25 protein-coding genes are annotated in these 26,109 nt (G+C 36.7%); 11 read left to right on the plus strand and 14 right to left on the minus strand.

All coding sequences use genetic code 11. The annotated features are described in order from the left end of the window. Positions 1-54: 54 nt before the first annotated feature. Positions 55-702: a lactate utilization protein C gene (locus tag JAZ75_RS07300; RefSeq protein WP_021191404.1), complete on the plus strand. Its 648-nt coding sequence runs from the start codon at positions 55-57 to the stop codon at positions 700-702. 4 nt (positions 703-706) lie between these two features. Beyond that, complete coding sequence (locus JAZ75_RS07305; protein ID WP_021191405.1) at positions 707-1,330, plus strand: rhomboid family intramembrane serine protease; 624 nt, start codon at positions 707-709, stop codon at positions 1,328-1,330. A 2-nt stretch (positions 1,331-1,332) separates the two neighbouring features. Here the strand turns inward: JAZ75_RS07305 and JAZ75_RS07310 are convergent, their stop codons facing one another. Then, a complete protein-coding gene (locus JAZ75_RS07310; protein WP_208700864.1) occupies positions 1,333-2,871 on the minus strand; it encodes a YifB family Mg chelatase-like AAA ATPase in 1,539 nt (512 codons plus the stop codon). A gap of 239 nt (positions 2,872-3,110) precedes the next feature. Here JAZ75_RS07310 and JAZ75_RS07315 point away from each other — a divergent pair, with 239 nt between their 5' ends. The 4 genes from JAZ75_RS07315 to trmB all read left to right on the plus strand — a co-directional run bounded on the left by JAZ75_RS07315 (position 3,111) and on the right by trmB (position 5,317). After that, entirely contained in the window at positions 3,111-3,380 is a 270-nt protein-coding gene (locus JAZ75_RS07315) for a YtxH domain-containing protein (RefSeq protein ID WP_021191406.1), read from the plus strand. Between the two features lie 85 nt (positions 3,381-3,465). Beyond that, complete coding sequence (locus JAZ75_RS07320; RefSeq protein ID WP_132844332.1) at positions 3,466-3,885, plus strand: hypothetical protein; 420 nt, start codon at positions 3,466-3,468, stop codon at positions 3,883-3,885. Then, complete coding sequence (locus JAZ75_RS07325; protein ID WP_208700867.1) at positions 3,860-4,369, plus strand: hypothetical protein; 510 nt, start codon at positions 3,860-3,862, stop codon at positions 4,367-4,369. The genes JAZ75_RS07320 and JAZ75_RS07325 overlap by 26 nt, the downstream gene beginning before the upstream one ends. A gap of 291 nt (positions 4,370-4,660) precedes the next feature. Next, the gene (gene trmB / locus JAZ75_RS07330) at positions 4,661-5,317 is read left to right on the plus strand and encodes a tRNA (guanosine(46)-N7)-methyltransferase TrmB (protein WP_132844328.1); all 657 of its coding nucleotides are present in this window, start codon (positions 4,661-4,663) and stop codon (positions 5,315-5,317) included. A gap of 64 nt (positions 5,318-5,381) precedes the next feature. Here the strand turns inward: trmB and JAZ75_RS07335 are convergent, their stop codons facing one another. The 10 genes from JAZ75_RS07335 to JAZ75_RS07380 form a co-directional block, all read right to left on the minus strand. Then, the gene (locus JAZ75_RS07335; protein ID WP_208700869.1) at positions 5,382-6,368 is read right to left on the minus strand and encodes a rhodanese-related sulfurtransferase; all 987 of its coding nucleotides are present in this window, start codon (positions 6,366-6,368) and stop codon (positions 5,382-5,384) included. Between the two features lie 165 nt (positions 6,369-6,533). Beyond that, on the minus strand, positions 6,534-6,749 hold the full coding sequence (locus tag JAZ75_RS07340) for a DUF3820 family protein (protein WP_021191410.1): 216 nt from the start codon (positions 6,747-6,749) through the stop codon (positions 6,534-6,536). After that, on the minus strand, positions 6,749-7,504 hold the full coding sequence (locus JAZ75_RS07345; protein ID WP_208700871.1) for a glycosyltransferase family 2 protein: 756 nt from the start codon (positions 7,502-7,504) through the stop codon (positions 6,749-6,751). The genes JAZ75_RS07340 and JAZ75_RS07345 overlap by 1 nt, the downstream gene beginning before the upstream one ends. 1 nt (position 7,505) lies before the next feature. Next, the gene (locus JAZ75_RS07350) at positions 7,506-8,417 is read right to left on the minus strand and encodes a glycosyltransferase (RefSeq protein ID WP_317192307.1); all 912 of its coding nucleotides are present in this window, start codon (positions 8,415-8,417) and stop codon (positions 7,506-7,508) included. A 5-nt stretch (positions 8,418-8,422) separates the two neighbouring features. After that, the gene (locus JAZ75_RS07355; protein ID WP_021191412.1) at positions 8,423-9,064 is read right to left on the minus strand and encodes an SAM-dependent methyltransferase; all 642 of its coding nucleotides are present in this window, start codon (positions 9,062-9,064) and stop codon (positions 8,423-8,425) included. Between the two features lie 28 nt (positions 9,065-9,092). Continuing rightward, positions 9,093-10,445, minus strand: coding sequence for a flippase (locus JAZ75_RS07360; protein ID WP_132769919.1), 1,353 nt, complete (start codon positions 10,443-10,445; stop codon positions 9,093-9,095). A gap of 55 nt (positions 10,446-10,500) precedes the next feature. Continuing rightward, positions 10,501-11,244, minus strand: coding sequence for a DeoR/GlpR family DNA-binding transcription regulator (locus JAZ75_RS07365; protein WP_132769917.1), 744 nt, complete (start codon positions 11,242-11,244; stop codon positions 10,501-10,503). Between the two features lie 74 nt (positions 11,245-11,318). Further along, the gene (locus JAZ75_RS07370) at positions 11,319-12,608 is read right to left on the minus strand and encodes a hypothetical protein (protein WP_208700872.1); all 1,290 of its coding nucleotides are present in this window, start codon (positions 12,606-12,608) and stop codon (positions 11,319-11,321) included. Positions 12,609-12,740: 132 nt separating this feature from the next. Beyond that, positions 12,741-13,466 (minus strand): YebC/PmpR family DNA-binding transcriptional regulator, encoded by a 726-nt coding sequence (locus JAZ75_RS07375; protein ID WP_021190283.1) that lies wholly within the window; start codon positions 13,464-13,466, stop codon positions 12,741-12,743. Between the two features lies 1 nt (position 13,467). Beyond that, complete coding sequence (locus JAZ75_RS07380; protein ID WP_168127802.1) at positions 13,468-14,418, minus strand: NAD-dependent epimerase/dehydratase family protein; 951 nt, start codon at positions 14,416-14,418, stop codon at positions 13,468-13,470. A 464-nt stretch (positions 14,419-14,882) separates the two neighbouring features. Here JAZ75_RS07380 and JAZ75_RS07385 point away from each other — a divergent pair, with 464 nt between their 5' ends. After that, on the plus strand, positions 14,883-15,875 hold the full coding sequence (locus JAZ75_RS07385) for an aspartate-semialdehyde dehydrogenase (protein ID WP_208700874.1): 993 nt from the start codon (positions 14,883-14,885) through the stop codon (positions 15,873-15,875). Positions 15,876-16,473: 598 nt separating this feature from the next. Here JAZ75_RS07385 and JAZ75_RS07390 read toward each other — a convergent pair. Together JAZ75_RS07390 and JAZ75_RS07395 are read right to left on the minus strand one after the other, a co-directional pair. Beyond that, positions 16,474-17,481, minus strand: coding sequence for a Kelch repeat-containing protein (locus JAZ75_RS07390; protein WP_208700876.1), 1,008 nt, complete (start codon positions 17,479-17,481; stop codon positions 16,474-16,476). Between the two features lie 6 nt (positions 17,482-17,487). After that, positions 17,488-18,876, minus strand: a complete 1,389-nt coding sequence (locus tag JAZ75_RS07395; protein ID WP_165905887.1) for a DUF4270 family protein — start codon at positions 18,874-18,876, stop codon at positions 17,488-17,490. 121 nt (positions 18,877-18,997) lie between these two features. Between JAZ75_RS07395 and JAZ75_RS07400 the strand changes: the two genes are divergently transcribed. The 4 genes from JAZ75_RS07400 to JAZ75_RS07415 all read left to right on the plus strand — a co-directional run bounded on the left by JAZ75_RS07400 (position 18,998) and on the right by JAZ75_RS07415 (position 23,723). After that, positions 18,998-20,413, plus strand: a complete 1,416-nt coding sequence (locus JAZ75_RS07400) for a sensor histidine kinase (protein WP_208700878.1) — start codon at positions 18,998-19,000, stop codon at positions 20,411-20,413. Positions 20,414-20,421: 8 nt separating this feature from the next. After that, positions 20,422-21,096, plus strand: a complete 675-nt coding sequence (locus tag JAZ75_RS07405) for a response regulator transcription factor (protein WP_021188633.1) — start codon at positions 20,422-20,424, stop codon at positions 21,094-21,096. A gap of 259 nt (positions 21,097-21,355) precedes the next feature. Continuing rightward, complete coding sequence (locus JAZ75_RS07410) at positions 21,356-21,898, plus strand: TetR/AcrR family transcriptional regulator (protein WP_021188632.1); 543 nt, start codon at positions 21,356-21,358, stop codon at positions 21,896-21,898. Between the two features lie 118 nt (positions 21,899-22,016). Then, positions 22,017-23,723, plus strand: a complete 1,707-nt coding sequence (locus tag JAZ75_RS07415) for a glycoside hydrolase family 3 protein (protein WP_208700880.1) — start codon at positions 22,017-22,019, stop codon at positions 23,721-23,723. Between the two features lie 75 nt (positions 23,724-23,798). Here JAZ75_RS07415 and JAZ75_RS07420 read toward each other — a convergent pair whose 3' ends face one another. Then, positions 23,799-25,919, minus strand: a complete 2,121-nt coding sequence (locus JAZ75_RS07420) for a carboxy terminal-processing peptidase (RefSeq protein WP_208700882.1) — start codon at positions 25,917-25,919, stop codon at positions 23,799-23,801. Positions 25,920-26,109 lie beyond the last annotated feature (190 nt).

The following is a 26,109-nucleotide window of genomic DNA, read 5'->3' on the forward strand; positions in this document are numbered from 1 at the left end:
TAATTCTACAGCGCTTCTGAAAAGAAGCGCTGTATTTTTTATCAATTCCACCGAATGAATGTTAAAAATAGCAGCAGCAAAGAGCAGATGCTTAGCAAAATAAGAAAAGCTCTGTTAGAAAAGACAGAAAATCCACATCCCAAATTTCAGAAGACACCTTTATATCAGGAGGAAGATGAGCTTGTGGATGTGACCTTTGCACGCGAATTAACAGCAGTAGGGGGGAAGTTTTTGTATTGTGATGGCGAGATTGAACTGATTGAGAATTTGATTAATCTGACGGAGGAAAATAATATTAAAAAGATATTTACCTGGGAAAAAGGAGTTCAAGACCTTTTAAACCCTTACGGTTTTCCTATACATACGGATGAAATTGAATTTGATGCAGCCGATGCAGGGATAACTTCTTGTGAAGTTATGATTGCGCGTAACGGTAGTATCATGGTCAGCAATGCTAATGCATCAGGACGTAGATTGGGAATCTATCCGCCCATCCATATTGTTATTGCAAAAGCCTCGCAGATGGTCTGGGATATTAAAGATGCATTATCCTATATGCAGCGTCGCTACGGTAATGAAATGCCCACAATGGTTTCGACAGTCACTGGACCTTCCCGTACAGCAGATATCGAAAAACGCCTGGTCCTGGGGGCTCATGGACCAAAAGAATTATATGTTTTATTATTAGAGGATCGTTTTTAATTATATGATACAGGAATACCTTTTTTTAACTCCAGTTGCGAGTATTATCTTTGCTTTGACAGTGGCTTCAAGTATCTATAGTTTTTCAAATCCTCAAGTATTGGGAGAGATGATGTTACATCCTTATAGTATATATCGTAAAAAACGCATTTATACTATTTTAACCAGTGGCATGGTTCATAAAGATTGGGGGCATCTCCTTTTTAATATGATCACATTTTATTATTTCGGATTTGGCTTAGAAAAAATATTGATCCAGGTCAGTGATTGGGGGCACCTTCAATTTGCAATCATTTATATTTCCAGTTTAATACTGAGTGATATTCCTACCATTTTCCAGCACAAAAATAATCCGGGCTATTATAGTTTAGGTGCTTCGGGAGCAATCTGTGCCGTTTTATTTAGCTATATCATGTTTGATCCTAAAATGATGCTCGGTATCTTTATGATCATTCCAATGCCAGCTTATATATTTGCCGTACTTTTTCTTGGTTACTGTATTTGGGCATCTAAAAATTCAAAAGACGGTGTCAACCACGATGCGCATTTATTTGGAGCAATCTCTGGAGTGATTATTACCTTGTTGCTCTATCCATGGATTTTTAAACATTTTATAAGTCAATTTTAGCATTATCCTGCCCAGTTCTCGCGGTCTAAGCTTCTATATTGTATTGCTTCAGCGAGATGATGATTCTGGATGTTGGTTTCTTGTTCCATGTCGGCGATTGTTCTAGCTACTTTTAAGATGCGGTCATATGCTCTTGCTGATAAACCTAATTTCTCCATAGCAACTTTAAGGAGCTGTGTTCCCTGCAGATCTATCTGACAGCGTTCTCGAACTTGGGTACTGCTCATTTGAGCATTATTATGGATTTCACTATACTGTTTAAAACGTTCACTTTGAATTTTTCTAGCAGCAATGACCCGTTGTCGGACCACTATGCTTTTTTCGGATGTTTCATTAGATACAAGCTCTTTAAATGCCACCGGTGTAACTTCCACATGGAGATCGATCCGGTCCAGTAGTGGTCCTGATATTTTGCTTAAATAACGTTGCACGGCATTGCTTCCACATATACATTCTTTTTCGGGATGATTGTAATATCCACATGGGCATGGATTCATGGCAGCAATTAACATAAAACTTGCTGGATAATCGACCGAAAATTTTGCTCTTGAGATTGTAATATTCCGTGACTCTAATGGTTGTCGCATCACCTCCAATACAGTTCGTTTAAACTCAGGAAGTTCGTCCAGAAATAAAACACCATTATGTGATAATGAGATTTCTCCAGGTTGAGGAGTTGCTCCACCCCCGACCAGAGCAACATCAGAAATGGTGTGATGGGGAGACCGAAAGGGTCGAGTTGTCATCAAAGATTCCTTGGCCGAAAGCTGTCCAGCCACAGAGTGAATTTTAGTGGTCTCTAATGATTCTTCTATTGTTAATGGTGGTAAGATCGTCGCTAATCGCTTTGCCAGCATTGTTTTACCTGCTCCTGGCGGACCTATTAAAATAACGTTGTGACCGCCGGATGCCGCAATTTCTAAAGCTCTTTTAATGTTTTCCTGACCTCTAACATCACCAAAATCAGTTTCAGCATGATCGATTTTGTTTAAAAACTCTTCTTCAATATTGATAGCAGTTGGCTTAAGGTCATACTTGTCGTTAAAAAAATCCACTACTTCCGTCAGATTATCAACTCCGAATATTTTAAGATTTGATACAATTGCGGCTTCTCTTGCATTTGTATTCGGAAGAATAATTCCTTTAAAATTATCCTTAAGCGCCTGAATAGCGATTGGTAACACTCCCTTTATAGCTTGAATCTTACCATCTAGTGATAGCTCTCCCAATATCAGATAATCCGTTAATTTGTCCGCATTAATTTGATTAGACGAAGCCAGTATTGCTGTCGCAATTGCAAGATCATAAGCTGAGCCTTCTTTGCGAATATCTGCTGGGGCAAGATTGACAACGATTTTCTGTCTGGGCATGCGAAGACCGCAAGACACAATGGCACTTTCTATACGCTGTAAGCTTTCTTTGACAGCATTATCGGGCAATCCAACAATATAATATCTTGTTCCTGCTGTTATATTTACTTCAACAGCGACACTGGTTGCTTCAATGCCATATACTGCACTACTATAGGTTTTTGTTAACATATAATTGGTCTAACTGATCATTAAAGTTAATAAAAAGGTTTAACTATTTCTTGAGAATTATTTTTTTCCTTTGAGGAACAGCATGAAGTTGTGGTTTTAGATAAAATACATTATATTGTAGTAATTGATATTTATCATATGTCAAAAAATAATTGGTTTTGGCAAACGATTTGCTACTCTATTTGTATTATTAATGAATAGAACGGATTGCAAAGAATTAACATTTAAAGTTTAAGAATATGAATGATACTAGTAAAGTAGTAGTGGCATTATTGGCAGGGTTAGCTGCAGGAACCGCTTTAGGAATTTTATTCGCACCTGATAAAGGAACAGAGACAAGAGACAAGTTAAATGAATCATTAGCAGATTTGGGAGATGCTATCCGTGAACGCGCAGAAGAGCAGTTTGATCAGCTAAATGACTTCAAGGAAAAAATAGTTTCAACCCTCAAAACAAAAATCAATAAAGGGGAAGAAATCTTCGAAGACGAAATAACAGAACACGCATAGGTGGCTGTTGGTTTAGAGCTTAAAAAAATATTATAGATCATATTATCAGAGGCTAAAAAGCCTCTGATTGTTAAAATAAAAATAAATGGAAGAAGAAAAATTCTCGCTTAGTGGAACATTCCAAAAGACCAAGGAATATTTAGATTCGCAATTAAATTTAATTCGGCTAAAGACCGTTGAGCGATCTTCCCGTTTGATCGCAAGCTTGATTGTCGATGGAGCAAAAATTATTTTAACCTTATTTATTATATTTTTCCTTTGTCTTGCCCTTGGTTTTTATTTGGGAGAAGTATTAGGTAGTAATTCTTTAGGATTTTTAGCTACAGCAGTAATATTTTTGGTGATATTGTTACTGATTCGTGTATTAGAACCAAAATTGGAGACTAAATTTATGGATTTGTCTATCCGCAGATTCTCTGCAAAATGGGATGATGAAGCAGATGAAGAAGAAAATAATTTGAAACAAGAAAACTTAGAAGATGACGAAAAAAAGCAAAATTCATAACCTCGCAGAGCTTAAGGCTGAAATCGCGCGTCTCAAGATTTTAAAAAACGAACAGGAAGCGTATTTAAAGTCTCAAGTTAAATTATTGAATCATAAAATAGAGACGCCTGTACGTATTTTTAATGCGCTAAAATCTAACATTCCAGGTGCAAATATCATAACAAGTCTATTTGCTTCAACTAAAAGTAGTGGTGGCACTAACTCAGACTGGGTAACAAAAGCCCTGCGCATTGGTGTACCTTTTGTTATGAATAGATTTTTCTTTAAAAAAGCTGGTGTTTTGAAAAAAGCTCTTCTTCTATTAGCTTCGGAAAAAGCTCTTGGTCAGGTTAATCAAGATAAAATTTCAAGTATTATCGAGAAGGTGACAGATTTTATTAAACCTAAAAAGAATAAGAAAAAAAAGGTCGATGTGGAGAAGCTTCCCGTAGTTGAAGATCAGGTGAATGAATATGGTATACCTTCCTATAGTGAAACTTATTAATGAGGATACCTGTTTCCTGCAGTGCTCTTAACCAAAGCCATATGTTGGCTTTATTAATGAATTGCTGGCGACGGTTATCTTTTTTTGATCATTTTTATTGCTAATAATATTTAGCTATTTCATCAAGCTTATTCCTCTTTATTTTATAAGATGAATTTTTGAATGTTGCAATGACATTTACGATTTCATGACCTCCTGGCTAAACTTTGATTGGTCATACTCCCCACTTAATTTTACTATACTATTGATTACTGCAAGAATAAGATTATTTTTGCAGGATATTTTATTATAATGGGTAAAGACAAACTTAGAAAATTTGCAGAAATTGGTACTTTTGACAACGTCGTAGAACTTGATGCAGGTAAAGCGCTTAAAGGTCAATGGGCTAAAACGCATTTTAAAAATGATAATCCAATTGTTGTAGAGTTGGCTTGTGGAAAAGGTGAATATACTGTCAATTTGGCGAAGCTTTTCCCTGAAAAGAATTTTATTGGTGTTGACTATAAGGGTAACCGGATTTGGAGAGGAGCAAAAACTGCTATTGAAGAAGGTATTAGTAATGTTGGATTTCTACGTATTCAGATTGAAACGATTTTAGAATATTTTGCAGAAAATGAAGTTTCCGAAATCTGGATTACATTCCCAGACCCACAACCGCAGGATAGCCGTGAGAAAAAAAGACTGACCAATCCAACTTTCCTAGGCCGTTATAAGTTTGTTTTAAATGATGGTGGATTTATGAACCTGAAAACGGATAACGATGGTTTTTATAATTACACATTAGAACAGATTGAAATCTTAGGACTGCCTAAACATGTCGAAACAGCAGATTTGTATCATTCTGATTTAGTAGATGAGGTTCTGTCTATTAAAACATATTATGAGAAGAAATATTTGGCTGTTGATAAAAATATAAACTATGTTAAATGGTCATTTGATCAGATATAATTCTTTTCTGAAATGCATTTCATAAGTAAGAAGGCTCCATCCTAATCGGATGGAGCCTTCTTACTTATGCCTCTACTTGCGCTTTAGGCGGAAAGTTTTTATGTTTTCTTTTGCTTATTTTTTCGATGTTGACCGGTTGAGGTATCTTAACATAGTAGCCTGTGCCATCATAGGTACGCTTCAACGGATCTTCTTGGCAAGCCGTAGAGCAACAGCCCTCAAGTTTTTCACCACACTCATCACATTGTGTGAAATGCTCATTGCAGATCGGGCTGGCACAATTAATCATCTTCGGTGTTTCTTTTCCGCAGTTTTTACATTTTGAAACCACTACTGGGTTTACAGAGTTGACATCAACAGTAACCCTGTTATCAAAGACGTAACATTTACCATCGAAGTCTTTACCTCCGGCCTCTTTACCATATTTGATAATACCGCCATGTAGTTGATAAACATCTTCAAAACCTTCTGCAAGTAATAATGCTGATGCCTTTTCACATTTGATACCACCAGTACAGTAGGTTAAGATTTTTTTACCTTTATATTTTTCAAGTTCTTTAACTTTTTCAGGGAATTCTCTGAAATTTTCAATGTCTAAAGTAACGGCATTTCTAAAGTGACCAACATTATGTTCATAATTAGAGCGTACATCAAGAACAACAACATCATCTTGATCTTTCATTTCCATGAAGTCTTTAGGTTCAAGATGTATTCCTGTTTTCTGAGTGGGGTCAATAATTTTTGGATCCCGTAAACCCGAGTGAACAATTTCAGTTTTGTAACGGCAGTGCATCTTAATAAAAGATGGTTCCGTAACATCGTCTATTTTAAACTCGGTATGATTAAATCTTCCATCGGCATAAATGGCATCCATATACGCTTGGCAAGACTCTGGTGAACCCGAAACCGTTCCGTTAAGACCTTCGTCTGCAACGATAATACGTCCAACTAAATTTAATGATTTACAAAATTCTAAATGATCTGCCGCAAATTTTTCAGCGTCAGCGATAGGACTGTAGCAATAGTACAGTAAAGTTTGATATTGTGCCATAGTTTTCATTGATACCGCTGCAAACGGCGTTTAATGCAAATGAATTATAGGGCAAATTTAGTTAAAAATTGGAAATTATACAATTTTTAACTTTTTCTCATATACCTACGAAGGACGATTATTGGGATGGAACATAAAGAACTACAACCTTTACATCCATAATATTCACTTTTTCTTCAGGGGCTCTAGTAAATACTCGAGTCCATTTAATTTGATTTCATATAATGTACCCAGCTGAATCCCCAGCTTTCCTGGTGGAAAACCTTTCTGGTGGAACCATACCAGATAAGGTTCGGGTAGGTTACAGAGTGTGTAGCCTTGGTATTTTCCAAAAGGCATTTTAACTGTTACAAGTTCCGTAAGTATTTCTGGGTTCATCATTAGTCTTCGGGATTACCATTTTTGATACGGTATACAATCATTTTCAGTGCAATTATAAAATGGTTGAACAGATTGGGAATTCTACCGTAGTATTTTTGAAAAATGTCATAACGCTCTTTCAAGGATTCGCGATGTCTTTGTTTCGACATTCCGCCAACTAAATAACGCGCAACATGTTGATGGGCATTTACAGTGATAGATGATTTTTTTGCGGCCTTGATGACCCAATCTATATCTGCACATAATTTATACTGTAAGTCATAAGGTTCTGCAATAGTGCGTTTGATATAGATTGCCTGATGACAGATATTCATGCCATAGCGAAAGCTTTTCCAGTTAAAATATGCAGGAACCTTATGCCGGCGTTCACCAATTATTTCTCGTTGTTCGTTTATTAAGAAAGTTTCACCATAAATAATATCAGCTCCTTCACTTACTTCAGCGAGGTTTGCTAACGTTTCCTTACTGTACAACTCATCTCCAGAATTCAGAAATAAAACATAATCACCTGTGGCCAGCGCTAGACCTTTATTCATTGCATCGTAAATCCCGTTATCCTTTTCGGATAAAATAACCGATACCTGTGGTCTATATTTTTCGATCACATCCAAAGTTCCATCTGTAGATAAACCGTCAATAACAATGTACTCTACATGTTTATAGGTTTGACTCACAACAGATTTTAAGGTATGTTCAATATCCCGCACATTATTGTAAACGACTGTAATGATGGAAAACGTGGGATTATTATACATGTTATTTTTTTAATTCGTTGAGTTTCTTTTTTGCAAAACGGATCCCTCTTTGTAAAAGTGAACCTTTTCTATGGGCATAAAAATACTTAATTGATTGATATGCTTGGGCATGCTCTTGAATTTCTTGCGGAAATTGTGTTATTTTTTTATTCGCAAGTACAACTTGATAGGTCGTCTCTGCTGCTGTATGTGTTCCGGATCCATCATTACCGATATTCTGTGTCAATGAATTTCGCGGATAGAGCACTAATCCGTTGTTTTTAAAAACAGATGCATACCAGCGGATAGCCCAAGAGTTGATTTTTCCAGCTTTAAATTCTTTCACCTGCTTCCAAAAATTCTCTTTGCCCTCTATACTAAATTGGTGAATTTGATCAGCTGTAAAATCATCTGTTAGGTTATTAATATCGCTATTGAAATGATTCCAAGCGCGATCCCATGTTGCCCAGCCCCAACTATTTGCTACTCTAAAGAAAAACGTTTCAGGTAGAGTTTCAATATCTTTTACGGGATAACCATAGCCAGATATCTGCATGACCTGATCTTGATGTCGGTAAAGTTCTAGAGCATCATTAAAGTATTGCAAAGCAAATGGGGAAGTTACTAAATCATCTTCTAGAACGATCACTTGACCATATTGTTTTACAATTTTAGTTACACCGTCGATGACATTTGCTGCTAATCCGCAATTCGATTCCCTTAAAATAAGGGTAACAGTTTTGAATTTCCAATTTCTACTGATAATTTCCCGTACTTGTTCTACTGCAGCCTTTGATTGCTCATTTTTAGCAGCATCCGCGTAAATAAATAATTCAGACTCGGAAGCCAGATTATTATTTTCCAGTGCCTTTAACGTACGTAAAGTGTGATCTGGTCGATTGTAAACGAATAAGATAATGGGAGCTGTTGACATTATGGTTATATTCCTAAGCAGTTATTTTCTTTGTAAAATAGGGATGTCGCTTTTCGATGTATAGCACCGATTGCTATACCTGAAAATGGGATATGTTTAAATCCTTGTTGTAAAAGAAAGTCAATAGCAGGTTGGTAGTGTGCTCTTTCTGAATCGTCCAATATCAATACACCGCCAGTGCTCAATTTTTCAATGGCACTTTTACAGCAGGCAACGCGCTTTCTGCCATCAACAATAACAATATCAAAAAGCTGGTCTTCCTGATTTATTGCGTTGATATAGTCGTCATTTTCTAAAGAAATGTTCTTAATATCGACATTGGCAGGCATTTGATTTTTGATACGTTCAAACCAATTTTTATCATGTTCTACAGCAGTTACTTTTTTGACATGTTTTGCATAGAATAAGGTTGAATTCCCTGCTCCGTATTCAAAAAGTAATAAATCTTTATTTAAGCGACCATCAATAAAATCTAAAAAGGAGTAAGTGAGCCAAGGGATCGGATTCCCATTCGGATCTAATGATTCTTTGTTTAAATAGGAATTGATCCAGCCTGTTTGAACGAAATATCCTTTAAAAGCCAAGGATAATAGTCCCTTAATTAATTTGCTATTGAATAATGATTGGTAGCTACCTGTTTTTTCCATTTTTTAGATTTTATTAGTGGAAATAAACTTAACGATTTATTTTCGAAAATCTTTCTTTTATCGTAGATAAAAGCCCCAACAGGAAGAGGGATTTTATCATTAAAATAGCATTCGGACGAGTCCTTTTAATGAAAAGAAGGAAAAAAGTCGAAGCAAAATAGGCGATCAGGGTTGCATAAGCAGCTCCAATAATTCCAAATTTTGGTATGAAGAAATAATTCAGCACGACATTAACAATTGCACCAAAAGCTGTTCGGTATAAGGTGATCTTTGTAAGTCCCTCAGCAATGAGATATTGTGCACTCGCTGTTCCTAAGAAAGTAAATACACCTGCCCAAATATGCACTTGAAGCGTATGCAGTCCTGGTGCATATTCTGGCTTATAATATTTAAAAATAAAAGGGGCGAGAAATGTAACAACCAAAGCAACAGATACGCTAACAAAAACCATAAGCTCATATAAGTTTCCTAGTCTTTTTTGATATAACTCAGGACTCCCTTTTCGGGCATTCATTATGGCGGGAAATAATGATGTGGAAATAGCAACAGGTATAAAATACCAACTTTCGCTAAAATTTACCACAACCGTATAAACTCCTAATGCTGATTTACCCAATATCGCGTCGATCATCAATTGGTCGATCTTCATGTAAAAGGTAATAAACAAAGAAGAGAAGGCTAATGGCCAGCCTTGTTTGATCAATTCTTTAGCGGTAGTGGCATCATATTTCCATTTGGAAATATGATGTCCCAGTTTACGGTAGAGTGCTAAATACCCGATTTGTAAAATAAGAACATCAATAACTAAAGTCCAGATGAAAGCATCTAATGGGGCTTTTAACAGAATTAATATCAGTTTTATAGCAGCAGAAAGAATGTTTCCTCCTACCTGTACGATCATAATCATCTTACCCTTCACCTTCGCTTGAAAGAAGCTATCGATGATCTGAACGGCCTGTATGATGCATATAAAGGAGACAAGTACAATCTGTTTAAAAGTAGCAGCTGGGGCTTCTGGTGCGTACTGAGCGATGAAAAAGTAAGTGATGTAAATAAGCGGCAAGACGAGTAAACCCGTTATGATACGAATGCGTAATGCCGAACCTAAAAGCTCATTTTCCTTTTCAGGATGCTGAATGATTTGTCGGGTGATGAGGCCATCGGTACCCATTGTGGAAATGCCTGTAAAGAAAGCAAGCAAAACTAATGGATAACTGTAAGTACCGAAATTTGCACTCCCTAAGTAGGAAGGTAATGCAACAGTTGTGACCAACATCTTGATAAACAGGGATCCTACACGGGCCATTAAAAGCCAACCCGTGTTTTTGAAATATTTTTCGAATGCCTCTGGATTAAATCCTGGTAATGCCGGTATTTTCATTATGATGCAAACCTACTGATTTTTTAGAGGTTTGCATGAGAATCCCACCGTATTATTACAATACATTAATCGTCTTGGAGAATTCGATTAAGCTCGGGTGTGTTGGATTAAGGTCTGTTACAAGGTAATTGACATCATGAATTGGAACAACTTTCATCTTCTGCACTGAGTTTAATTTTTCGGCAATGCTTAAGATAACTAGTTTGCTTGAACATTTAATCATGGCCTTTTTAATTTGGACAACTTCCCAATCAGAATCTGTAACGCCATCTTGAGTGGAAAGACTGTTTGTCCCTAATAAACAAAGATCTACTTTGATATCAGAGAGCTCATTAGTTACTTGAGATCCCGATACGATATTTGTATTCCTGGAAAGTTTTCCACCAATTAAAATAACTTCTAAATTTGGTTTTTCAGCTAATTCTAATGCAACAAGGGGGCTGATCGTAAATATGGTACATTGTAGACTGTCAGGTACTAGTCGAGCAAGTTCAATCATCGTTGTACCTCCGCCAGCAAGAATGGTCATGCCATTTTGAAGTAAAGTAATTGCTTTTTTAGCGATTTCCTTTTTAGCTTCTTTCGCATAAACATTTCCATCTTGAAAAGGAAATTGAAAAGATTTGGATAAGGCTCCACCGTAAACCTTTAGTACTTTGCCATTTTCCGCTAATTCATTTAAATCACGACGTATCGTGTCTTCAGAAACATTGAGCTGAATGCTTAAATCTGAAGATAATACTTTATTGTGCAGATTTATTTGGTGTATAATAAAAGCTTGTCTTTCCTCTTTTAACATGACAGATAGTTTATATAGTCGAAATAATTTATATACAAATGTAATTAAATGAAGGTATAAAAAATAAAAGTATTTTAACCGTTATCTTTATTTTTTATCTGCGTTACTCCCGCTTTAAATCGCGGTTTAAAACCAGTCGGTTTGCTAGCAGGTTCAATGGGATCCTCTTTAACAGTTTGATCCTTTTGCTCTTCTGTTTTATGTTCCGTATTTATCGGTTCTGCTGTAGTAGCTTGTTTTGTTAGTCCTGCTTTAAATCTAGGTTTAAATCCAGCAGGTTTGTTTGCTGCTTCAGCAGGCGTGTCCTGTTGGTCCGTTTTATCAAGCTGTGCATCTACTTTTTGTTCCGCATCTGTAGGTTCTGCTGCAGTCGCCGGTTTTGTTACTCCAGCCTTAAATCTAGGTTTAAATCCAGCAGGCTTTTTTGCTGTTTCAGCAGGCGTGTTCTGTTGATCCGTTTGATCAAGCTGTGCATCTACTTTTTGTTCCGCATCTGCCGGTTCTACTGTAGTCGCCGGTTTTATTACTCCAGCCTTAAATCTGGGTTTAAATCCGGCAGGTTTGTTTGCTGTTTCAGCAGGCGTGTTCTGTTGATCCGTTTGATCAAGCTGTGCATCTACTTTTTGTTCCGCATCTGCCGGTTTCACTGTAGTCGCCGGTTTTGTTACTCTAGCCTTAAATCTGGGTTTAAATCCAGCAGGTTTGTTTGCCGTTTCAGCAGGTGTGTTCTGTTGATCCGTTTGATCAAGCTGTGCATCTACTTTTTGTTCCGTATCTGTCGGTTCTACTACAGTCACCGGTTTTGTTACACCGGCCTTAAATCTGGGTTTAAATCCAGCAGGTTTAGTCGTAATATCTGCTGGAAGATCAACTTGTTCTTTTTTATCGTCGGTGTTTTCTGTACCGGAAGCGGGCTCGGATACAGGTGACGATGTTACTACGGCCTTAAATCTAGGTTTGAATCCGGCCGGTTTTGCTGTTACTTCTTGTGATATGGCAGCATTCTGCGTTTTTTCGACATCCTCATTTTTCAATTCTGTTTCAGTAGCAGGAACTATGGCAGGTTTTACCATTGTTTTAAAGCGTGGTTTAAAACCTGTAGATGGACTGGACGTTTCAGCCGCGACAACTGGTTGTTCTTTTACAATTGGAGCAGGTTGTTGTATTTCTTTCTTGTCAACTACAACCTCTTCTAATCGATAACTTTTTCGTAGTCTATTGAACCAAAATTTCTTGGTATGGTCAAAACTTTTTGCACCCATAGCCCTATAGTGCTTTTTAAATTCTTCATAAAGTGAGTTGTCTGCTTTTTTTAAAGCAGTTAAATCAATCTTTTTTTTAGCGAAAAATTCTTCAAAAGTCATCCTGAAAATATTTAGTCTATTACAAATGTATACTATTTTATTAAGCTTTAATAGCTTGAGTGCTATTTTGAGATAATTTCGGGTATAAAAAAAGAGCGACTAGCGCTCTTTTTTTATGTTGTCAGAAAAATATTAAGCCATGTTGTGATATACAGCTTGTACATCATCATCTTCTTCAATCTTGTCGATTAGTTTTAATACATCTGCAGCATCCTCTTCCGAGATATCGGAATGTGATAAAGCAATACGTTCAAGTTTTGCTGAAGAAACTGCTATTCCTTTTTCCTCCAGTAGACGTTGCATATTCCCAAAATCTTCAAATGAAGTTTGGACAACAACTACATCATTTCCCTCTTCATCAGATTCGACGTACAATTCTTCGAGACCGCCGTCAATGAGTTCTAATTCTAATTCCTCTACATCCAGATCTTCTGTTGCAGGAAATCTAAAAAGAGATTTACGGTTGAAAATAAAGTCCAAAGATCCTGTTTTACCCAATGTGCCACCAGCTTTAGTGAAATAGCTACGGATATTTGCAACAGTTCTATTTGTGTTATCGGTTGCTGTTTCAATTAAGATAGGCACTCCGTGAGGACCGTATCCTTCATATACATATTCTTCATAGCCCTTAGAATCTTTTTCAGAAGCTCTTTTTATAGCTGCTTCTACACGATCTTTAGGCATATTTACAGCTTTCGCATTGTTTATCGCTGTACGTAATCTAGAATTTGATTCTGGGTGAGGACCACCTTCCTTCACCGCAATTGCAATTTCTTTTCCTAAACGCGTAAATTGGATTGCCATTTTGGCCCAGCGTTTAAACTTACGTTCCTTTCTAAATTCGAAAGCTCTTCCCATGTTATATTTTGTTTGTTTTAAGATTCTCTATCATTTCGACAGTAAGCTTTGCTAAATCAAAAGCAGGCTTCCAGTTCCAATCTGCTCTTGCTGGAGAGTCCTCAATACTAGCTGGCCAAGAATCTGCAATGGCTTGTCTAGGATCATTCTCCGAGTAAGTGATTGTAAAATTAGGAAGAATTTTTTTAATTTCTTCAGCTAGTTCTTTTGGCGTAAAACTTACACCGGTTAAATTATAGCTTGAGCGAATCGTTAAACTTTCTTTTGGTGCATCCATCAACTGTAAAGTACCGCGGATAGCATCGTCCATATATAACATTGGGAGTGCTGTATCTTCAGATAAGAAACACTCATACGTTCCTTTCTTAAGTGCGTCATAGAAAATATGAACGGCATAATCTGTCGTACCACCTCCTGGTTCAGCTTTCCAGGATATAATACCCGGGTAGCGAATGCTACGGATATCTAATCCACGGTTTTCCTGATACCACTCTACCAGTCTCTCGCCAGCCAGTTTGCTGATTCCATAAATGGTATTTGGATCCATCACACAGTATTGATCTGTATTCGTTTTAGGCGAATGAGGTCCAAATACTGCGATTGAGCTCGGCCAAAATATTTTTGACACCTTATATTCAACTGCAAGATCAAGCACATTGAGCAGACCGTTCATGTTAAGGTCCCAAGCTTTTTGTGGATAGATTTCGCCAGTCGCCGATAACATGGCCGCTAATAAATATACTTGTGTTGGTTTATATTTTTGGAAAAGGGATTCTATTGCACTTTTGTCAAGTACATTAAGGGTTTCAAAGATTTCCCCGTCCTTTAAATTTTGAGGTTCTCTAATGTCGGAAGTAACGACATTTTCAATACCAAATTTTTCTCTTAAAGCTGTAGCCAATTCAGTTCCGATTTGACCATTTGCACCGATTATAATAATGCTTTCTTTCATCGATGCAAATATAGTATTTTTATTATCCTAATCAATGTTTTGGAACCATTGAAATGAATAACCGCTATTCTTTTTTTAGTTCTATAAAGTCTTTACAATCACGATATTCGGTCCATTTGCTGTTTCGTTTTAGCGCTTTTTTAGCAGTTTTTTTTTACGTTTATTTTTCATTAAACATGGTTTTGTTTGAGAGCAATCGATTGCTTATTTTGCAGTGTTGATCGTGGCATCAGTTTGATTTATTTTATTCTGAAAAGTTGTAATTTTAGAATAGCTCAGTGGGGTATTATTTTAAGATATTTTATTAGAATAGCATTACCCTATTGATATTACTATTAATTAATCTATTTTTTTGCAATAATCATTAAATATTAGCCCTTAATTTCGTAAGTTTGAGAAATAAGAGTGTTCTCATTAGAACATTTATAATACATTTTATAACAATTTAAAGAAAAAGTAGCAAGATGAAAGTCGCAGTAGTCGGCGCAACAGGCCTTGTAGGTACTGAAATGTTAACAGTGTTAGCAGCGCGCAATTTCCCAGTTTCAGAATTAATTCCAGTAGCTTCAGAGCGTAGTAAGGGTAAGGAAATTGATTTTAAGGGAAAGAAGTATAAGGTGGTTACTCCATCTGAAGCTATTGCCTTAAAACCAGATGTTGCTTTGTTCTCTGCTGGTGGAGGTACTTCTTTAGAATATGCGCCATTATTTGCGGCAGCTGGAATTACAGTTATTGACAATTCTTCTGCTTGGCGTATGGATCCTACTAAGAAATTGGTTGTTCCAGAAGTTAATGGAGATGTGTTAACTGCTGAAGATAAAATTATAGCTAATCCAAACTGTTCAACCATACAGATGGTAGTTGCTTTAAAGCCGTTACATGACAAGTATAAAATTAAGCGTGTTGTCGTTTCTACTTATCAGTCTGTTACTGGTACAGGGGTTAAAGCTGTCGAACAATTGATGAATGAGCGTGCAGGTATTAAGGATGGCGAGAAAGCCTATGCTTACGAGATCGATTTAAATGTTATTCCTCAAATTGATGTATTCCAAGAAAATGGTTATACAAAAGAGGAAATGAAAATGATCTTGGAAACAAATAAGATTATGGGTGACGATTCTATTAAGGTGACTGCGACTACCGTTCGTATTCCTGTAATGGGAGGGCACTCAGAATCGTTAAATATTGAGTTTGAGCGTGATTTTGATTTAGCAGATGTTCGTGAAGCATTAGCCGCTCAAAGCGGAGTTATTGTTGTCGATGATCCGGCTAATTTACAGTATCCGATGCCAAAAGATGCACACGGTAAAGATGAGGTATTTGTAGGCCGTATTCGTCGTGATGATTCACAACCTAATACGTTAAATATGTGGGTGGTTGCAGATAATTTGCGTAAAGGTGCAGCAACTAATACGATTCAAATTGCAGAAACATTAAAAGAAAAGGGATTAATTTAATCTCAATTATATATGTAAAAAGAGCTATATCATTTTTGATATAGCTCTTTTTCGTTTTGGGCCTGCTCTAATTTCAATTTTTTGTCTTGAGGGCTAATCCTCCTTGAACTGTGTTTGTCATTAATGTCATTAATGAACCCTTCCTCGTTGTGGTAGACTTCTTCTAATGCTTAGTTTTTTCTGTCTTATTAGAAATATTTGCCTACATCACACTGATATATTCCCCATTCTTAACACTTCTGTTTTTCATTTGTATTCTTGAGTTTTGGCTATGTATATTCGACATTTACAGGTTTTTTTAGCGATCAACGAGGAGCATAGGATGCATATGTATATACGCTATGTATATCGTGTTATATAGAGAAAGCAAAATATGGGACATGGATTTATTGCGCTTAGAGCTCAATAGGGTTCGCATTGGGTCGTACTTTATTATACAACTTAGTTTGGAGGATCTAGCGTTAAGTTGAACGATTATATGCTGTTTACGGTTCATGATTTGAAAGTAGTAAGGTCATATTCAGCAAATAATTTTTATATATAAAAAGTAAAGGGGCTGTATTACGATACAGCCCCTTTACTATGGTATTTTTTTAAACTATTTTACTGGAACAAATTTCCAAGTATCGTAGTATTTGTTTGATCCATTTTGACCAGTAGTAATATAACCTACATTGTCGATTCCAAATCCAACAGCATCTTGTCTAACTTGACCTTGGAAACCTTGGTTGTCATCGTTCCAAACATCAGTTCCAGGGTTATATTCCCAGATCGTGTTGATTGCCGTATTTTTTCTACCACCTACTACATATGCTAGATTGTTCAGTACAAAAGTAGATGCGCTTGAACGTGTTAAGTTGTATGTGTAAGAGTTATCACTACGATCTAAATCATTTAATGGAGTCCATTTGGTACCATCAAATTTAAAGAAATCTTCAGGGTATGAGCTATTATCGATACCACCACCTACGTAAGCGATGTTATTGATAACAAAAGCAAATCCATATCTTCTGTTCGATTTTAATGGACTTTCAACAGGAGTCCATGAGTTATCTGTAGGATTGTATTTGTAGAATGATTTAACGTTAGTATTGTTATCGTTTCCTTTAGAACCTGTACCTACATAACCGAAACCACCAATTGAAAAAGCAACTGCACCATAACGAGCTGCGTCAGCAGGTAGGTCAGCAATTTTAGTCCAAGTGTTAGCTGAAACATCATATTTATAGAAATCTGATAATGCATTTGCTCCATCATAACCAGACCCTACATATCCATTGTTTCCAATTGAAAAAGCAACAGCAGCGTAACGAGCTGATCCTGGGAATTCAGCCTTTTGCGACCAAGTTCCTGAGCTTGCGTTGTATGCCCAAATATCTTTTTTAGGCACAGATACTTGACCTTCTGTCGCAAGACCAGTTGCTACATAAGCGATATTGTTAATTAAGAAAGATACTGCCCCACTTCTTGCGCCACCATCGAAAGCAGAACCTTTAGTCCATTCTGTTACTTCTTCTGTAGTATCATCATCCTTTGATTTACAAGAGTAAGTAGAGAAAGTAACGACGCACGCTAATAATATTAGTAGCCAATTTTTCTTGTTCATAAACTGTTAAAATTTAGTATATAAGATGTTTAATTTTATTCTTGGTTTGTTATTTGCATCCTTTGCAATAATAAGTCGATCTGTAGTTGCGAATAAACTACTTTGCGGCACACTCAAGAATAAAGATGTGTTAAAGTAGCTATCTTTTTTTATATTATTAACATATTCGATCATATTAAACGTATATTTTGCATTCCCACCAAACTCATCACCTCCCGCTAAAATCCCATATTGCGTAGGATCCTGCTGCCCTTGTTGCTGTAAAAAGGGAGGCGTAGTAATAATACTTACCGGATTTCCACCAGCGTTTGCGATCATCAACACGACGCGAGCAGGCGGGATAAAAAATGAATTACGATATTTGTTTTCTGTTTCTATAACGAGTTCAACCTTATTAATCGCTACAGTTGGATCGTTAACTAAATCCAATAATGTTGGAAAAGTTAATTTAACGACTGCTCCTGTGCTACCTTCCACAAATACATCACCGTTCGTCGTGGTGCTTTTCAATTCTGGATTTGTAACACTTAAAGTGTTGAATGCTGTACCTGAACGGTCAGCTTCTACATTATTAAACTGATAGGCTTTGTTACCCAAATTAAATGAAGTGGATTTACTCACTTTAAATCCTTCGTCGTTTATATAGTTATAATGCACCTGCATACTCACGGTATCTTTAAAACCGATCATTGCCGTGTTATTATTTCCAGCAACAAGTGCTATTCCTTTGAAGTATTCATTGAAATTGTCATTGGATGCAATATTTCCATGACCATCTTTGATATAAGAAAATAGCGTGTTTCCTAAGTTGTCATTTAGTCTGATTGCGATTGAATCTAATTTTTTGACAAAAGGTTTGAATGACAAGGACCCTAAAGCTGTTGGTTCGTAAGTGAATTTTTGATTATTATAAACAGCTGCCCCATTGACATAATACGGTAATTCATTTGTACCGGATCCCGTACTGACTTCTTTTAATGTAATCTGCTGCGTTAATTGGTGAACAGATAATGTTTGTGTTTTCGTTGTATCTCCGTAGAAATATTTGTTCGGCTTTAATACAAACGTAATGGAGTCGTATTTTGCTGCTGTTGGGATTGAACCGGCTATAATGTTATCGATAGCCATGCGCATATAAGACGTCGAAAGAACAGATCCTGTTGTAGTATTCGAAATTTTTCCGGCTAGAATCATTCCTGTTCCAGACGTTGGTACATCATCTAACAGATAAGTAGATGCATTCACCTGAAAGGTATCAATAGGAACTAGCCCTATGGATTCATCTCTTGAATTGTCTAAAGAGAGCGAAATATCTTTATTACAAGCTGAAATGCCTATCAGTAATAACGCTGAGAATAAAAATTGAATACTACGTCTCTTAAAATTTCTTATCATGCTTAAAAATTGAATATTGCAAATGTAATCAATGCGCATTGTTAATCAGTGTTATATTTTGTTAAATATGGTTAATTACCAAGGCGAATGCAAATCTAGTAATTTAAATTTGTTTTTAATTATGGCAAATAAGTTTAAATTATTGATAACACTTTCGGTATTAACAGGTATCGGGATGATTAGTATCTTGGGTATATGGCTCTACGGAAGTTACAATAACCGGCTTGATCTGTTCCTTTCTTCAGCAGAGCGGAGTATGTTTAATGTTGTGCAAGATGTGTATCAAGCCCATAGCAATGATCTAAAAAGTGATCAGGGAGGGGCATTGGGGAAATTACGGAAAGAATTAAAAGCAAAGTATACAGATGCTGAAATTGATACGCTATTTAAAGATTTTGGATCCTATTACAAACAGTCAAAAGCGGGGTCATCTCGAGGAGGAAAGACGATGGGATTATCTTATCCGCACGGGAAATCTGGAGGAGAAATGATGGCGCCTTATTTATTTTCACAGATCGGTGTCACTCCAGCGATGATCGAAGAAATAAATGAAAAATTTGCCACCGCTTTAGAAGCTAAGGGAGTCCGTGCAGAATATGATGTTACGACCGATATTTTTCCGAGGGATAGTCTGTTTGCTATCCGTAAGGAGTATAGAGCAAAAAAGTTATCGTGGACAAGACCGATATTGATAGACGCTTCGGACAGTCGCTTTTTAATCGTCAAATTTAGGCAGGTATGGAAAAATCTCTTGTTTGATTTAGGATGGCAGCTGGGCATTGCTATACTTTTAATCAGTATTTTTATCGGTTCCTTTCTCTATCTCTTTAAAACAATCTTTCGACAGAATCGATTAGCTGAGATGCAAAAGGCATTTGTTAATAATATGACGCATGAGCTGAAGACCCCTGTCTCTACTGTCATGACTGCTATCGAAGCGATTCAACTCTACGGGGTAAAAAATGATCAGGTGAAGATGGATCGTTATTTGGCCATTTCCCGACGTGAGCTTGATCACCTTTCGGATATGATTGATCGAGTTCTTCAATTGGATGTTGATGAACGAAAAGGTCTTAAACTTGACAAAAGCGAGATTGATCTGATGCTCGTTTTAAACAATGCGGCAGACACCTTTCGAATCAATGTCAGTAAGGAAGTGAAGATTTCAGTGAACAGTTCCGTTCCTACATTAAGGTTACATGCCGACGAATCACATCTGCGCAATGTTGTTAATAATTTATTAGAAAATGCTGTCAAGTATTCTGGAGATGTGGTTACTATCACTATTGATGTCTGTGACCATTCCGATTATATAGAGTTTAGTGTTTCCGACAAAGGAAAGGGCATCGCTTTGGAGTACCAGAAGGAGATTTTTGGTATGTTTTTTCGGGTTCCTGAAGGCAATCTACATCCAGTCAAAGGCTTTGGAATCGGCTTGGCGTATGTTCGTCAGGTAATACTGCAGCACGGAGGTAAAATTACAGTGAAAAGTAGTCCAGGTAAAGGTAGTACCTTTACTATTAAAATACCTAAATAAGCAGATTTATGATTGATATCTTATATGTTGAAGATGAAGCGAGCCTGGCACTTATTGTTGCTGATAGTCTGGAGATGAACGGTTTTTCGGTAAGACATTGTCATGATGGGCAGGTGGCTCTTCGTTTATTTGAAAAGCAAAAGCCAGATATCTTGCTTATTGATGTGATGATGCCAGTGATGGATGGCTTTACGTTGGCTACACATATAAGAGCCTTAGACAGTCAGGTGCCGATTATTTTCCTTACCGCTCGTGTGCAGACAGAAGATGTTGTTAAAGGCTTTCACTTGGGGGCGAATGATTATGTAAAAAAACCTTTTCGTATTGAAGAGTTGGTCGTTCGTATCGAATCACTGGTTAAGGGCAGTCCTAAAATGCAGCTTAGTCAAAATCTCATGATCGGAGATTATGTCTTAGACAGCTTGAGACAGACACTTAGCTATAAAGGCGACAGTATTAAGTTATCTTACCGGGAAAGTGAATTGTTACGCAGCCTGTATGAAAATAGGAATCAGGTAATTCCTCGTGAAGATATCATGAAAGCCTACTGGAGTTATGATAAATATTTTTCTGGAAGAAGCTTAGATGTATTTATAAGCCGTATCCGAAAATATTTAAATCAGGATCCACGTATCAAAATTACCAATATACGGGGTATAGGTTATATGCTTTCTGTTGAGTAATTGATTTGAAAGCTATGAAGTGCTATGTTTTCTGGACTTTTGTCACCTCTTGATAATATTATTTTCAAGTTACAAATGATGGTCTTTCGAAAAGAAAAGAATAAGTATATTTAAAGGAGTGATATGAAAATTGCGCCCTATTGATGCGTGTCAATTATGAAGAACGAAACAAATAATTTGCTTTTATATTTAGGAAGATTATAATTGGGTATAAACGCAAATTTATCTAAGTTTGTACGCTGTAAAAGGGAATAAAAAAATGAAAGATAGTGTATTGAGTAGAAAAGAGAAAATTGTTCGTGAGGCATTGAATTTGTTCTCAGAACAAGGTTATGCAGATACCTCTACCAAAGCTATTGCTCAAAATGCAGGTGTGTCTGAGGCTTTAATTTTTAAACATTTCGGAAATAAGGATGCTTTGTTGGTGCACCTTATTAAAGCGGGCTATCGGAAAGTGCTGACACATCATAAAGGTATGATGACTTATCGTGATTCGAAGGACTTTTTACGTAAGATGATCAATTTACCGAGTAAGCTGGTCGCTGATGAGCCTATCTTCTGGAAATTACAAGAACGTCTTTCCCATCATCCTTTTTCAAGACAGCAGCATGAACAATTTATGAAACCGGTGCAGGCAATTATTGTGCGGGCTTTTAAGGAACTGGGATATAAAAATCCGGATCTGGAAACGGAATTTTTGTTAATTGTTATTGATACTTTATGGAAAAAGGAAGCTAATGGTGAACTTGATCATGCGATGGAACTAGCCATATTATTGGAAGAGAAATATAACTTGATATAAGTTATATTTTTTTGATCGACAATGCAAGTTTATGCATGTTTCATAAAATTGTTGCACAAACTGTTTTTTATTGTGTGAAAAATATCCGTTATTCGTATTCTATTTTAAACAAAAAATTATGTTAAAAAAACTAGCTTTGGGTGTTGCCATATTGGCGTCCTCCATCTCTTTTTCACAAGCTCAAGATAAAAAGGATTTTGTGAAATATATTAATTCTCCCCATGTTTGGGTTGATTCTGTATTCAATAGTTTGACACCTAAAGAACGTATCGCTCAACTTTTTTTGGTGCGTGCACATACGAATTTGGGACAGCGTTATATTGATTCTGTAGCGCAGGTTGTTAAGGACGAGCAATTGGGTGGCCTTGTTGTATTTCAGGGCGGACCTGTTCGTCATGTGGATATGTTCAATCGTTATCAGCATCTGTCAAAAGTACCTTTATTGATCACTTTTGATGGGGAATGGGGTTTAGGTATGCGTCTTCCCGATTCAACCTTATCTTATCCTTATCAGATGACCTTGGGCGCTATACAGAATGATCAATTGATTTATCAAATGGGCCAGGAAGTTGCAAAAGATTTTCATCGGATCGGCATGCATTTTAATTTTGCCCCTGTTGTTGATATTAACAATAATCCTAAAAATCCAGTTATCGGATTCCGATCTTTTGGTGACAATAAAGAGAATGTCGCAAAAAAAGCTAAAGCATATATGGATGGTATGATGAACGGTGGTATCATTTCATCACTAAAGCATTTTCCGGGGCATGGTGATACTGATGTTGATTCACATCATGACTTGCCTCAATTGACCTTTACAAAGGATCGTCTAGAGGCTTTGGAAATGTTTCCATTTAAAGAATTAATTCGTGCTGGTGCTCCTGCTATTATGGTCGCACATATGAATATTCCAAGTTTAGACCCTACTCCCAATATTCCCTCTTCCATTTCAAAACCTATTGTGACAGGGATACTACGCGAAGAATTAGGTTTTCGTGGTTTAACAGTAACCGATGCAATGGATATGAATGGTGTGAAAAAATTTTTCCCAAATGGTGAAGCTGACGTGATGGCTATTATTGCAGGTCATGATTTGTTGGAAGTATCTGAAAATAGTAAACGCGCTATTGACCTTGTATTGAAAGCAATCGGGGAAGGCCGAATCAATCAAGCGGATTTGGATGCACGTGTTAAAAAAGTACTCGCGTCAAAGCTATGGTTGGGCTTAGATCAATATCGTGATGTGAATACCGGAAATCTATATGCGGATCTGAATAGAACTTCTTCAAAGCAGCTGATAGACCAATTAGCCGCATCATCGGTCACGGTTTTGAAATCTACGGATAAAATAAAATCATTTAAAAATTCAGAAAAAACGGCAATTGTCAATATCGGATTAAAATCCCCAGGTACTTTCCAGCGGATAATGGACGATGCCCTCGCCAATGAAACGCAATATTTTGTTACGGATGAAACCAGTGAGGCTGATTTAAAAAATATCATCAAAGAAGCAAAGAGAAACAAACAGATTATACTTGCGATCCATGATACACGTTCACGTCCAAGACCTGAAGTGCCAGCAAATGATGGTGTAAAGCATTTGATTAAAAAATTGGCTAAGAAATCAATTGTTACTTTCTTTACCAATCCTTATGCATTGGATGGTTTTAAAGGCGTCCATAAAAGTAAAACCATTTTAGTTGCTTATCAAAATGATGATTTTATGCAACGTGCTGTAGCAAAAACAATTTTAGGACAAAATATTGCTACAGGGAAATTACCTGTTACCATCAATAAATATTTCAAGTACGCGGCGGGTAAATAACTGGCAGCAATTCTTATAAACAAAGAAGGGGCTTATTATTGATAAGCCCCTTCTTTGTTATGGATAGAAATATATTTATTTTTTTTCTTGGATGATCATATCTGTCATCACTTTAGCACTTTCATCCTGTACAAAGTCAAATTCCATTTTAGGTTGTGGTTTCCCTTCTTCCCATAGAGGTAGGCCTCTTTGTTTCAGTAAAGCATTGACACGATCTCTATTTTTCTTCTGAAAATCATCACGTTCTTTTTTGAACTTATCAAGTTGTAAAGGAATTTTAGTTCCCTCATCGCGTTTTTCGAAGGTTGCAATATCTTCTAGCAAGAACTTGTATTCTGTTGAGTTTTTCATTCTTGCTTCATGATCTTGTTCTAACTTTTTATTTAATGTCGTTAGATCTGCGACCTTGTTATAAGTACTCGATTTGATCTGATCCCAAGGTAATGCAGATGGCTCAGAGCTCTCGCCAAATTTCTCTGCAGAATACTGCGTCGGGAATGTCACATCTGGGCTTACACCTTTATGTTGTGTGCTGCTACCATTTACACGGTAGAATTTCCCTAATGTAATATTGATCTGACCATATTCTGGCGCACCATTTGGGGTGTCAGGATCTTTTTCGTTTTGTGCTTTTAATAATAATTTACTTGTAGGGCTGATCACGCGTGCCATATCAACAGCAGATTGTACCGTACCTTTACCGTACGACTGGGAACCTAAGATAACACCACGACCATAATCCTGAATTGCACCGGCAAAAATTTCAGACGCTGAAGCAGAGAAACGATTAATCATGACGCCTAGAGGTCCATCCCATGATACTCCTGCATTTCTATCTTCTTCCACATCAATGGTGTTACGGACATCCCGTACTTGTACTACTGGACCTTTATCAATAAATAAACCTGTTAGGTCGATTGCTTCGGGAAGTGACCCTCCGCCATTGAAACGTAAATCTATTAAAACAGCATCAACTTTTTCCTGTTTTAAGGTATCCAGCAATAAGCGCACATCGCGGGTCGTACTTTTATAGTTTGGATCACGCTTACGGTATGCTTCAAAATCCATGTAAAATTTTGGTATGTTGATGACACCAACACGATAATTCTTGCCATCAGCACCTTTAACAGTTAAGATTTCTTTTTTCGCAGATTCTTCTGCTACTACAATTCGCTCTCTTGTTAATGAGACTATTTTCGGGTGAGACCCAACTGGCTGACCAGCAGGTAGAATTTTCAAACGAACAATTGTTCCTGCAGGGCCTTTGATTTTAGCCACAGCCGCATCTAATCTCCAGCCGATAATATCCTCAAATTCGCCATCTTTCCCTTGTGCCACACCAACGATTTTGTCATCAATGGCTAAGCTTTTATCTTTAAATATCGGTCCGCCAGGAATGATTTCACTAATAGTCACCATTTCATTGTCTATTGTCAATCGTGCACCGATACCTTCAAATGTATTAGCCATACCTTCATTGAAAGCCTGTGCAAATGATGGGTTGAAATACGATGTATGTGGATCAACCGCATCAGTTAATGAAGTCATGATTACTTGGAATGCATCATTTGAATTTATTTTCTTTCCCTGAGAAATTAAATTGTTATATCTTTTGCGAAGGGTTTCCTTCTGTTTAGTTTCTGTACTATCTGTTTTTTTAACAGTTGTCATTTCCAGATTCAGCAAATCATATTTCACACGGTGTTTCCATTGCGTATCAGCTTCTGCTGTGTTTTTGAACCAGCCTAACTTCTCACGGCTTGGTAAATAGCTTTCATCGATCGTGAAGTCTTGTTTTACATCTACTTGCTTCAACGCATATTGCATGCGTTCTAAGTAGCGTTTAGAGTATACATTGAAAATATGAAAAGGAGCAGATAGGTCACCATTACGGAAATCCTGTGCGATTGAATTTCGGTATTGCTGAAACTCGTCGATATCAGATTGCAACAAGTAGTTTTTCCCCTGATCTAAAGATTTAATTAAGTTATCAAATACGATTTTAGATATGGAATCATTCAGCTGTACTTTTTTATAACTGGTCGATTCTAAAAGTCCAGCAACTTCTTTTGCTATGACTTCGTGTTGCGCGCTAGGCTTTAGACCTCCCTCTACTTCGCTTAAATTAACACGGGGCTTCGAGCCACAGGAGACAATTGAAATAACAAAAAGGGTGAATATTAGCTTTTTAAACATATTTTCTATAATTTTAATAGTCATTTTTATATATTGAGATAGCGCTTTAAATCCAAAGAGCTAAATTTAAATAATTTCAGTTCATAAATTTCAACAAATCAACAAATTTATTTGATATTTTAATTGAAAAATATGTACTATTTTATATTTCTTTTAATAATAACTCATTTTAATGAAGTTAAGTATGTTT

It is taken from the genome of Sphingobacterium sp. UDSM-2020, from assembly GCF_016132525.1.
GTDB lineage: Bacteria > Bacteroidota > Bacteroidia > Sphingobacteriales > Sphingobacteriaceae > Sphingobacterium > Sphingobacterium anhuiense.

Coding starts and splice junctions, on each gene's coding strand:
- JAZ75_RS07300 (WP_021191404.1), top strand. CDS start 55: ATGAATGTTAAAAATAGCAGCAGCAAAGAGCAGATGCTTAGCAAAATA.
- JAZ75_RS07305 (WP_021191405.1), top strand. CDS start 707: ATGATACAGGAATACCTTTTTTTAACTCCAGTTGCGAGTATTATCTTT.
- JAZ75_RS07310 (WP_208700864.1), bottom strand. CDS start 2,871: ATGTTAACAAAAACCTATAGTAGTGCAGTATATGGCATTGAAGCAACC.
- JAZ75_RS07315 (WP_021191406.1), top strand. CDS start 3,111: ATGAATGATACTAGTAAAGTAGTAGTGGCATTATTGGCAGGGTTAGCT.
- JAZ75_RS07320 (WP_132844332.1), top strand. CDS start 3,466: ATGGAAGAAGAAAAATTCTCGCTTAGTGGAACATTCCAAAAGACCAAG.
- JAZ75_RS07325 (WP_208700867.1), top strand. CDS start 3,860: ATGACGAAAAAAAGCAAAATTCATAACCTCGCAGAGCTTAAGGCTGAA.
- trmB (WP_132844328.1), top strand. CDS start 4,661: ATGGGTAAAGACAAACTTAGAAAATTTGCAGAAATTGGTACTTTTGAC.
- JAZ75_RS07335 (WP_208700869.1), bottom strand. CDS start 6,368: ATGGCACAATATCAAACTTTACTGTACTATTGCTACAGTCCTATCGCT.
- JAZ75_RS07340 (WP_021191410.1), bottom strand. CDS start 6,749: ATGATGAACCCAGAAATACTTACGGAACTTGTAACAGTTAAAATGCCT.
- JAZ75_RS07345 (WP_208700871.1), bottom strand. CDS start 7,504: ATGTATAATAATCCCACGTTTTCCATCATTACAGTCGTTTACAATAAT.
- JAZ75_RS07350 (WP_317192307.1), bottom strand. CDS start 8,417: ATGTCAACAGCTCCCATTATCTTATTCGTTTACAATCGACCAGATCAC.
- JAZ75_RS07355 (WP_021191412.1), bottom strand. CDS start 9,064: ATGGAAAAAACAGGTAGCTACCAATCATTATTCAATAGCAAATTAATT.
- JAZ75_RS07360 (WP_132769919.1), bottom strand. CDS start 10,445: ATGAAAATACCGGCATTACCAGGATTTAATCCAGAGGCATTCGAAAAA.
- JAZ75_RS07365 (WP_132769917.1), bottom strand. CDS start 11,244: ATGTTAAAAGAGGAAAGACAAGCTTTTATTATACACCAAATAAATCTG.
- JAZ75_RS07370 (WP_208700872.1), bottom strand. CDS start 12,608: ATGACTTTTGAAGAATTTTTCGCTAAAAAAAAGATTGATTTAACTGCT.
- JAZ75_RS07375 (WP_021190283.1), bottom strand. CDS start 13,466: ATGGGAAGAGCTTTCGAATTTAGAAAGGAACGTAAGTTTAAACGCTGG.
- JAZ75_RS07380 (WP_168127802.1), bottom strand. CDS start 14,418: ATGAAAGAAAGCATTATTATAATCGGTGCAAATGGTCAAATCGGAACT.
- JAZ75_RS07385 (WP_208700874.1), top strand. CDS start 14,883: ATGAAAGTCGCAGTAGTCGGCGCAACAGGCCTTGTAGGTACTGAAATG.
- JAZ75_RS07390 (WP_208700876.1), bottom strand. CDS start 17,481: ATGAACAAGAAAAATTGGCTACTAATATTATTAGCGTGCGTCGTTACT.
- JAZ75_RS07395 (WP_165905887.1), bottom strand. CDS start 18,876: ATGATAAGAAATTTTAAGAGACGTAGTATTCAATTTTTATTCTCAGCG.
- JAZ75_RS07400 (WP_208700878.1), top strand. CDS start 18,998: ATGGCAAATAAGTTTAAATTATTGATAACACTTTCGGTATTAACAGGT.
- JAZ75_RS07405 (WP_021188633.1), top strand. CDS start 20,422: ATGATTGATATCTTATATGTTGAAGATGAAGCGAGCCTGGCACTTATT.
- JAZ75_RS07410 (WP_021188632.1), top strand. CDS start 21,356: ATGAAAGATAGTGTATTGAGTAGAAAAGAGAAAATTGTTCGTGAGGCA.
- JAZ75_RS07415 (WP_208700880.1), top strand. CDS start 22,017: ATGTTAAAAAAACTAGCTTTGGGTGTTGCCATATTGGCGTCCTCCATC.
- JAZ75_RS07420 (WP_208700882.1), bottom strand. CDS start 25,919: ATGTTTAAAAAGCTAATATTCACCCTTTTTGTTATTTCAATTGTCTCC.